Source organism: Streptomyces sp. L500, from assembly GCF_054551825.1.
In genome coordinates this window covers 1-3,193 of sequence record NZ_JBTOLC010000106.1, presented here as the reverse complement: position 1 = coordinate 3,193, position 3,193 = coordinate 1, and the positions used below count along the sequence as shown (strand labels likewise).

Sequence of the window (3,193 nt, the reverse complement as noted above, 5' to 3'; positions counted from 1 at the left end):
GGGTGGCTGGTCGTTGTTTGAGAACTGCACAGTGGACGCGAGCATCTGTGGCCAAGTTTTTAAGGGCGCACGGTGGATGCCTTGGCACCAGGAACCGATGAAGGACGTGGGAGGCCGCGATAGGCCCCGGGGAGCTGTCAACCGAGCTTTGATCCGGGGGTGTCCGAATGGGGAAACCCGGCAGTCGTCATGGGCTGTCACCCGCTGCTGAACACATAGGCAGTGTGGAGGGAACGCGGGGAAGTGAAACATCTCAGTACCCGCAGGAAGAGAAAACAACCGTGATTCCGGGAGTAGTGGCGAGCGAAACCGGATGAGGCCAAACCGTATGTGTGTGATACCCGGCAGGGGTTGCGCATGCGGGGTTGTGGGATCTCTCTTTCATGGTCTGCCGGCCATGAGACGAGTCAGAAACCGTTGATGTAGGCGAAGGACATGCGAAAGGTCCGGCGTAGAGGGTAAGACCCCCGTAGCTGAAACATTAGCGGCTCGTTTGAGAGACACCCAAGTAGCACGGGGCCCGAGAAATCCCGTGTGAATCTGGCGGGACCACCCGCTAAGCCTAAATATTCCCTGGTGACCGATAGCGGATAGTACCGTGAGGGAATGGTGAAAAGTACCGCGGGAGCGGAGTGAAATAGTACCTGAAACCGTGTGCCTACAAGCCGTGGGAGCGTCGCGCTGAGTGCTTGCATTCAGCGTCGTGACTGCGTGCCTTTTGAAGAATGAGCCTGCGAGTTTGCGGTGTGTTGCGAGGTTAACCCGTGTGGGGAAGCCGTAGCGAAAGCGAGTCCGAATAGGGCGATTGAGTAGCGCGCCCAAGACCCGAAGCGGAGTGATCTAGCCATGGGCAGGTTGAAGCGGAGGTAAGACTTCGTGGAGGACCGAACCCACCAGGGTTGAAAACCTGGGGGATGACCTGTGGTTAGGGGTGAAAGGCCAATCAAACTCCGTGATAGCTGGTTCTCCCCGAAATGCATTTAGGTGCAGCGTCGTGTGTTTCTTGCCGGAGGTAGAGCACTGGATAGGCGATGGGCCCTACCGGGTTACTGACCTTAGCCAAACTCCGAATGCCGGTAAGTGAGAGCGCGGCAGTGAGACTGTGGGGGATAAGCTCCATGGTCGAGAGGGAAACAGCCCAGAGCATCGACTAAGGCCCCTAAGCGTACGCTAAGTGGGAAAGGATGTGGAGTCGCAGAGACAACCAGGAGGTTGGCTTAGAAGCAGCCACCCTTGAAAGAGTGCGTAATAGCTCACTGGTCAAGTGATTCCGCGCCGACAATGTAGCGGGGCTCAAGCGTACCGCCGAAGTCGTGTCATTCATGCAATAGCCCTAACGGGTGCATGGATGGGTAGGGGAGCGTCGTGTGCCGGGTGAAGCAGCCGTGGAAACGAGTTGTGGACGGTTCACGAGTGAGAATGCAGGCATGAGTAGCGATACACACGTGGGAAACGTGTGCGCCGATTGACTAAGGGTTCCTGGGTCAAGCTGATCTGCCCAGGGTAAGTCGGGACCTAAGGCGAGGCCGACAGGCGTAGTCGATGGACAACCGGTTGATATTCCGGTACCCGCTTTGAAACGCCCAATATCGAATCAGGCGATGCTAAGTCCGTGAAGCCGTCCTGGATCCTTCGGGTGAAGGGGAGTGGTGGAGCCGACGAACCAGACTTGTAGTAGGTAAGCGATGGGGTGACGCAGGAAGGTAGTCCAGCCCGGGCGGTGGTAGTCCCGGGGTAAGGGTGTAGGGCGTTGTCCAGGTAAATCCGGGCAGCATGAAGCCTGAGACCTGATGCCGAGCCGATTGTGGTGAAGTGGATGATCCTATGCTGTCGAGAAAAGCCTCTAGCGAGTTTCATGGCGGCCCGTACCCTAAACCGACTCAGGTGGTCAGGTAGAGAATACCGAGGCGTTCGGGTGAACTATGGTTAAGGAACTCGGCAAAATGCCCCCGTAACTTCGGGAGAAGGGGGGCCATTTCTGGTGATGAGCTTCGCGCTCTGAGCTGGGGGTGGCCGCAGAGACCAGCGAGAAGCGACTGTTTACTAAAAACACAGGTCCGTGCGAAGCCGTAAGGCGATGTATACGGACTGACGCCTGCCCGGTGCTGGAACGTTAAGGGGACCGGTTAGCTTGGATTCGTCCAGGCGAAGCTGAGAACTTAAGCGCCAGTAAACGGCGGTGGTAACTATAACCATCCTAAGGTAGCGAAATTCCTTGTCGGGTAAGTTCCGACCTGCACGAATGGCGTAACGACTTCTCGACTGTCTCAACCATAGGCCCGGTGAAATTGCACTACGAGTAAAGATGCTCGTTTCGCGCAGCAGGACGGAAAGACCCCGGGACCTTTACTACAGCTTGATATTGGTGTTCGGTTCGGCTTGTGTAGGATAGGTGGGAGACTGTGAAGCATGCACGCCAGTGTGTGTGGAGTCGTCGTTGAAATACCACTCTGGTCGTGCTGGATGTCTAACCTGGGTCCGTGATCCGGATCAGGGACAGTGTCTGGTGGGTAGTTTAACTGGGGCGGTTGCCTCCTAAAGGGTAACGGAGGCGCCCAAAGGTTCCCTCAGCCTGGTTGGCAATCAGGTGTTGAGTGTAAGTGCACAAGGGAGCTTGACTGTGAGACCGACGGGTCGAGCAGGGACGAAAGTCGGGACTAGTGATCCGGCGGTGGCTTGTGGAAGCGCCGTCGCTCAACGGATAAAAGGTACCCCGGGGATAACAGGCTGATCTTCCCCAAGAGTCCATATCGACGGGATGGTTTGGCACCTCGATGTCGGCTCGTCGCATCCTGGGGCTGGAGTCGGTCCCAAGGGTTGGGCTGTTCGCCCATTAAAGCGGTACGCGAGCTGGGTTTAGAACGTCGTGAGACAGTTCGGTCCCTATCCGCTGTGCGCGTAGGAGTCTTGAGAAGGGCTGTCCCTAGTACGAGAGGACCGGGACGGACGAACCTCTGGTGTGCCAGTTGTCCTGCCAAGGGCATGGCTGGTTGGCTACGTTCGGGAGGGATAACCGCTGAAAGCATCTAAGCGGGAAGCCTGCTTCGAGATGAGGACTCCCACCCACTTGATGGGGTAAGGCTCCCAGTAGACGACTGGGTTGATAGGCCAGGTGTGGAAGACCGGTAACGGTTGGAGCTGACTGGTACTAATAGGCCGAGGGCTTGTCCTCAGTTGCTCGCGTCCACTGTGT

General features: G+C 57.1%; 1 rRNA gene. It reads left to right on the top strand.

Annotation, left to right across the window (positions count from 1 at the left end):
* Positions 1-49: 49 nt before the first annotated feature.
* A 23S ribosomal RNA gene (locus ACX9I7_RS32460) occupies positions 50-3,172 on the top strand.
* Positions 3,173-3,193 lie beyond the last annotated feature (21 nt).